Here is a 6,000-nt window from a genome sequence, read left to right on the forward strand (position 1 = left end):
ATTACATTGATATCGAGGTTACGACAGCAACGCGCCGGATGGGGGTGCGTTCACCGCCAGCGGAAGCGCGGAGAGCCACGACAGTCCCATTCGCTCGAACTGGTCGGCGAAAGTTATCCACAGCCCGCGCCGACCAGCGGTTTTGTCGGCGCAGGCCGGTAGAATGGGACCGGGGCCGCCCCCGGGATGGGTGGGGGTCTGCCCAACCACCTGCGTTGGCGTTGATCTAGAAAACGCTGTGTTGACGGCCTACCTCAGCGCGGCGATCAGGGCGGTTGACTCGGTCCGGTTGCGGACGTAGCCATGGCACACGTACGCCGCCGCCTTGCCGCCGATCAGCGGACGATCGGCCAGCAGCGGCCCCGCGTCCGGTTCACCGGCCACAACGACCGCGCCGTCCGGGGGCGTCCTCTGTCGCCCCGCATCGACGTTGATCTGGAACCGCTGAGTCGACGGCCTACTTCAGCGCGGCGATCAGGGCGCTCGGCTCGGTGACCGGGCGGTCGCAGACGTAGCCGTGGCAGACGTAGGCCGCCGCCTTGCCGTCGACCAGGGGGCGGTCGGCCAGCAGCGGTGCCGCGTCCGGTTCGCCGGCCATGATGACCGTGCCGCCCGCGGCGTGTTCGATCGCCGTTCGCAGCAGTGGGCCGCCCTCGCCGACGATCGCCACCTGGAGTGGGCCCGTGGCCAGGGCCTCCGCCACCGTGAGCCAGTGGCCGGCGAACCGTGGTGCCCGCGCCGCCAGCTGGCCCGCGCGGGCCACGGCCTCCTCGGCGGCCGTGCGGTAGCGGGACGCGTGGTCGAAACCCACCAGCGAGGACGCCGTGAGCAGCGCCCCGGCCAGCGCGGACGCGCCGGACGGGCTCGCGTTGTCGCTCGGGTCGGACGGGCGCCAGACCAGTGCGGCGGCGTCGGCGGCCGTGTCGTGGTAGGCGCCCGGGTTGTCCGGGTCGGCGAACTTCGCCAGTGCCGTGTCCAGGAGGTCGACGGCCGCGGTCAGCCAGCGCAGGTCCGCCGTCGCCTGGTGGAGCGTGAGCAGGGCGTCGGCGAGGCAGCCGTAGTCCTCCAGCACGCCGGCGGCGTCACCGGCCACGCCGTTGCGGGACGCACGGCGCAGGCGGCCGTCCACGAGGTGCGTCGACGTCACGAACTCGGCCGCCGCCACCGCGGCGGACAGCCAGCGCGGCTCGTCGAACGCCACCCCCACGGCGGCCAGCGCGCCGATAGCGAGGCCGTTCCACGCGGTGATCACCTTGTCGTCACGGGCCGGTTGCGGGCGGGTCATGCGGGCTTCCAGCAGCCGGCGGCGCACCTCCGGGAACCGGTCGTCGGGTTCGCCGAGCAGCCGCAGCGTCGACGTGCCGTGCTCGAACGTGCCGGCTTCGGTCACCCCGAACAGGTTCGCCGCCCACGCGCCGTCCTCGGGACCCAGGACCTCGGTCAGCTGCGCGGGACTCCACGCGTAGGTCAGGCCCTCGACGCCCTCGGTGTCGGCGTCGAGCGAGGCCGCGAAGCCGCCTTCGGTCGTGCGCAGGCGGTTCAGCAGGAAGTCGGCCGTCTCCTCGGCCACCGCGCGGTAGCGGGGGTCGCCGGTGCGCAGCGCGAGGCGGGTGTACAGGCGGAGGAGCAAACCGTTGTCGTACAACATCTTCTCGAAGTGCGGCACCACCCAGCCGGCGTCCACGCTGTACCGGGCGAAGCCGCCGTCCAGCTGGTCGTAGATGCCGCCGCTCGCCATGCCCCGAGCGGTTCCCTCCACGATGGACAACGCCTCGACCGAGCCCGTGCGTTCGTGGTGGCGCAGCAGGAACTCCAGCACCATCGACGGCGGGAACTTCGGCGCCCCACCGAAACCGCCGTTGCGTCGGTCGTAGTCACCGAGCATGGCGGCCGCGGAGGACGCCAGCACCTTATCGTCCACTGTGGACGCCGGCAGTGCGGCGGTCTGCCTGCGCAGCTCCTCGACGATCCGGCCGCCCGCGTTCCGCACCTCGTCGTCACGGGACGTCCACGCCTCGTGCACGGCCTCCAGCAGCTGGCCGAACGACGGCATGCCCGGTCGCGGCGCGGGCGGGTAGTAGGTGCCGCAGTGGAAAGGCTCGCCGGACGGCGTCAGGAAGCACGTCATGGGCCAGCCGCCCTGCCCGGTCATCGCCTGGGTCGCGGTCATGTACACCGCGTCCACGTCGGGCCGTTCCTCGCGGTCCACCTTGATGTTGACGAACTTCTCGTTCATGACCGCGGCGGTGGTCGGGTCCTCGAACGACTCGTGCGCCATGACGTGGCACCAGTGGCACGCGGCATAGCCGACCGACAGCAGGATCGGCACGTCACGGCGCCGCGCCTCCGCGAACGCCTCGTCCGACCACGGCCACCAGTCGACCGGGTTGTCGGCGTGTTGCAGCAGGTAGGGGCTCGTCGCGTTCGCCAGCCGGTTCGCCATGCCTCCAGCCTTCCAGAGGTTCGTGGGGGCCGCCGCTCTGCCTTTCGTCGGGGGTGACTGTGGCCGGTCGACAGATCCGCCATCGACCTGCGGCTTCGTAGCGTTCGGCGTCATGAGGTCACTGGTGATGGGGTTGGTGCTGGCGGTCGTTCCGCCGGCGCCGGCCTCGATCGACGCATACGTACAGGCGGCTGTCGAGTCCACGGGTCTGCCGGGGGTGTCGGTGGTGGTCACCCACGGGGACCGGGTCGTGCGCGCGACCGGCGCCGGGCACGACTCACTCGGCCACCCGGTCACGGCGGACACGCCGATGCGGGTGGCGTCGGTGAGCAAGTCGTTCACGGCGGCGGCGGTGCTGTCGTTGCCGGAGCTGTCGCTGGACGCCCCGGTGTCGCGGTGGCTGCCGTTCCCGCGTGGCGTGACCGTGCGGCAGCTGCTGAACCAGACGTCCGGGATCCGGGACAGCTCGGTCGACATCGGCCGACTGGCGTCGACGCGGACGCTGGCGGAGTACGTGTCGCTGCTGTCCGGTGCCGTGCCCGCCGATCCGCCGGGCACGTCGTGGTCGTACTCGAACGTGAACTACGACGTGGCGGCCCGGCTGGTGGAGGTGGTGTCGGGACGACCGTTCGACGAGTACGTGCGGTCGGCGGTGTTCGAGCCGCTGGGGATGCGGGACAGCTCGGTCGGCGGCTGGGCGGCCGACGGGTACAACTCGCTGTTCGGCCTGTGGTTCTCGCGGCCGGAGCTGTCCGACGGGCCGGCGGTGGACGGCTCGGGCGCGGTGGTGACGACGGCGCGGGACATGGGCCGGTGGCTGATAGCGCAGACGGGCAACGGGTCCTTGTCGCCGGCGGTGCTCCGCACCATGCACGAACCATCCGCGGTGAACGACTACGGCATGGGCTGGGCACCCGACGACAACGGCCTGCTGGTGCACAGCGGCAACCTGTGGACGTACAACGCGATCCAGGCCATCGACCCGAAGACGGGCTACGGCTACGCGGTGATGACCAACGGCGCCGGCCTGACCGACGACACAGCGGCCATCCTCGACGGGCTGGTGGCGTTGACGCGGGGCGAGACGCCGGAGACGCCGGGTGGTTCGAGGCAGCTCACCGAGGGCGTTCTGGCGGCGGTGGCCCTGCTGGCGGCGGCTCTCGGCGCACTGAGCGTGGCACGCGCGAGGCGCTGGGCATCCCGAACCGCCCTCCGCAGGACCCGCGGCGCCACCCGCCGACCAGACACCGCCTTCCCACCAGAACCACAAAACCCCAGCTCACAGCCCCAAACCACCGCAAGAATTTCCGCCGAAACCGCGCCTCTGTACGGTAGCGAAACCCCCACCCTGTCCCGGGGGCGTCCCGCCTTGCCAGTCTACCGGCAGGGGGTGACGGGGAGGGGGATGTCGATCTTGCCTGTGGATAACCGGAGCGGTTGTGGACAACTGTGGCGGCGGATTTGGAGCGCGGTGAGGTTGGGGGCCACCCTGCTGCCGGGGTTGCTCTTCGCCCTCTACCCGCAGCTCGTGTCGGTGATCAGCGCTGGGCGGACCGTGTTGTGGGCGCAGCTCTTCTACTTCGCGCTGCCGCTCACCGTGACCCTGGCCGTCGCCGCGGTGGCGGGGCTCGCGGTGTTCGTGGCACGGATGGTCCGGGTGGTCGGGTTGAGGTCGGTCCCGTGAGCCTCGGGGTGCTCGCCGTGCTCGGGCTGCTCGGCGGGTTGGGTATCGACGACCGCATGCCGTTGTGGCGGGTGGGTGCGTACCTCGCGCTCGCGGTGCTCGCCTACCTGCACGGCCGGCACGCCACCGGCCGCTTCGGGTGGCAGGTCCTCGTCGGCGTGGGTGTCGGTGGGTGCGGGGTCGTCGCGGCGGTGGACCTGTCCCAGGTGACGTCGGCGCTGTTCATCCTGGTCATCAGCGTGGTGCTGCCCTGGCTGGCCGGGCGGTACCGGCGGCAGCAGGCGCTCCTCGTGGTGGCCGAGCGGGAGCGGGCGCGCCAGCTGGAACGCGAGCAGGAGCACGTCGCCGAGCGGGCGCGCCTGCACGAACGCGGCCGCCTCGCCGCCGAGCTGCACGACTCGCTCGGGCACGAGCTGGCCCTCATCGCGCTGCGTGCCGGGGCGCTGGAGCTGTCGCCCGACCTCCGCCAGGAGCACCGGCGCGCGGCCGGCGAGATGCGGGCGTCGGCCGTGGCCGCCACCGACCGGTTGCGGCAGACCCTCGAGATGCTCCGCGACCGCGACGAGGCGCCGGCCGTCGAGGAGACCGTCGCCAGGGCCAGGGACGCCGGGATGACCGTGACCCTCGACGGTGCCGCGCCGCTGCCCGACGTGGTCGACCAGGCCATCCGGCGCGTGGTCCGGGAGGCGCTCACCAACGCCGCCCGCCACGCCCCCGGTGCACCGGTGACCATCCTGATCACCGCCGACAACCGCCAGGCCACGACCCACATCACCAACCCGGCGACCGAGCCGCGCACCACGGGCAGCGGGCTCGTCGGGCTCCGGGAACGGCTGCGGCTCCTCGGCGGTCGCCTCGACACGACCTACGCGGACGGCACGTTCCAGCTGACGGCCCAGGTGCCCATCGCATGAACGGAGGCTCCGAAGCGAACCGTCAGCTCGTCCGCGTACTGCTGGCCGACGACGAGGCCATGATTCGCGCCGGCCTCAAGGCGGTCCTCGCCACCGACCCGGGCATCGCGGTGGTCGCCGAGGCGGGGGACGGGCGGGAGGCCGTGGAGCTGACCCACGCCCACCAGCCGGACGTCGTGCTCATGGACATCCGCATGCCCCGGCTCGACGGGCTCGCCGCGGCCGCCGAGCTGCGGGACGTCGCCCCGGTCATCATGCTGACGACCTTCGACGAGGACGAGTACGTGGCCAAGGCCCTTGCCGACGGCGCGAGCGGGTTCCTGCTCAAGGCCGCCGACCCGCGTGAGCTGCTCATCGCGGTCCGGGCCGTCGCGGACGGGGCCGCCTACCTGTCCCCGCGGGTCGCGCGCCGGGTCATCGCCGGGCTGCGGGCGGGTGAACTGAGCCGGCCGGCCGCCGCGCGCCGCAGGGTCGAGGGCCTCACGCCGCGCGAGCGGGACGTCCTCGCGCTCGTCGGGCGCGGGCTGAGCAACCAGGAGATCGCCCGCGAACTGCACCTCGCCGAGGGCACCGTCAAGGCGCACCTGTCGTCGATCCTGCGTGGTCTGGACGTGCAGAACCGCGTCCAGGCGGCCATCGTCGCCTACGAGGCCGGGATGACCGAGTAGCTACTTCTTCTCGGCGGACTCGTCCGCCGGCTCGTCCTCGACGACAGCCGACGCGGGCTCCTCGCCCGTCTCCTCCGCCGGCTCCTCGTCGGACGGCGGGTCGAACGACGCCGGCACCCGCTTGAGGTGCTTGGTCATCGACCGGACCAGGAACGCCACCGCGATGAAGAACAGCAGCAGCACGAGCAGGCCGACCGGCGACGACTTGCCGAAGTCCTCGCCCTGGCCGCCCTTGTCGTCGTTCGGCGAGGAGGGCTGCGAGGGCTGGGCGACGACGGCGACCGTCTGCCA

General features: G+C 72.3%; 6 protein-coding genes. 3 read left to right on the forward strand and 3 right to left on the reverse strand.

Annotation, left to right across the window (positions count from 1 at the left end; all coding sequences use genetic code 11):
• Nucleotides 1-249: 249 nt before the first annotated feature.
• Complete coding sequence (locus ACJ73U_RS34670) at nucleotides 250-384, reverse strand: hypothetical protein (RefSeq protein WP_407781975.1); 135 nt, start codon at nucleotides 382-384, stop codon at nucleotides 250-252.
• Nucleotides 385-457: 73 nt separating this feature from the next.
• Nucleotides 458-2,443, reverse strand: a complete 1,986-nt coding sequence (locus tag ACJ73U_RS34675) for a thioredoxin domain-containing protein (RefSeq protein WP_407781976.1) — start codon at nucleotides 2,441-2,443, stop codon at nucleotides 458-460.
• Between the two features lie 112 nt (nucleotides 2,444-2,555).
• Between ACJ73U_RS34675 and ACJ73U_RS34680 the strand changes: the two genes are divergently transcribed.
• Genes ACJ73U_RS34680 through ACJ73U_RS34690 form a run of 3 tightly spaced genes read left to right on the forward strand, consistent with a single transcriptional unit; the run spans nucleotide 2,556 to nucleotide 5,709 of the window.
• Nucleotides 2,556-4,127 (forward strand): serine hydrolase domain-containing protein, encoded by a 1,572-nt coding sequence (locus ACJ73U_RS34680; protein WP_407781977.1) that lies wholly within the window; start codon nucleotides 2,556-2,558, stop codon nucleotides 4,125-4,127.
• Complete coding sequence (locus tag ACJ73U_RS34685) at nucleotides 4,124-5,041, forward strand: sensor histidine kinase (RefSeq protein WP_407781978.1); 918 nt, start codon at nucleotides 4,124-4,126, stop codon at nucleotides 5,039-5,041. The genes ACJ73U_RS34680 and ACJ73U_RS34685 overlap by 4 nt, the downstream gene beginning before the upstream one ends.
• Complete coding sequence (locus ACJ73U_RS34690) at nucleotides 5,038-5,709, forward strand: response regulator (protein ID WP_407781979.1); 672 nt, start codon at nucleotides 5,038-5,040, stop codon at nucleotides 5,707-5,709. Before ACJ73U_RS34685 ends, ACJ73U_RS34690 begins: the two co-directional genes overlap by 4 nt.
• On the opposite strand, the gene ACJ73U_RS34695 is transcribed toward ACJ73U_RS34690, so the two are convergent.
• A partial coding sequence (locus ACJ73U_RS34695; RefSeq protein WP_407781980.1) for a hypothetical protein occupies nucleotides 5,710-6,000 on the reverse strand: 291 nt, incomplete at its 5' end. It abuts the gene before it with no gap.

Origin of the sequence: Actinophytocola sp. (assembly GCF_045807065.1) — a bacterium.
In the GTDB taxonomy this organism is placed as follows: domain Bacteria; phylum Actinomycetota; class Actinomycetes; order Mycobacteriales; family Pseudonocardiaceae; genus Actinophytocola.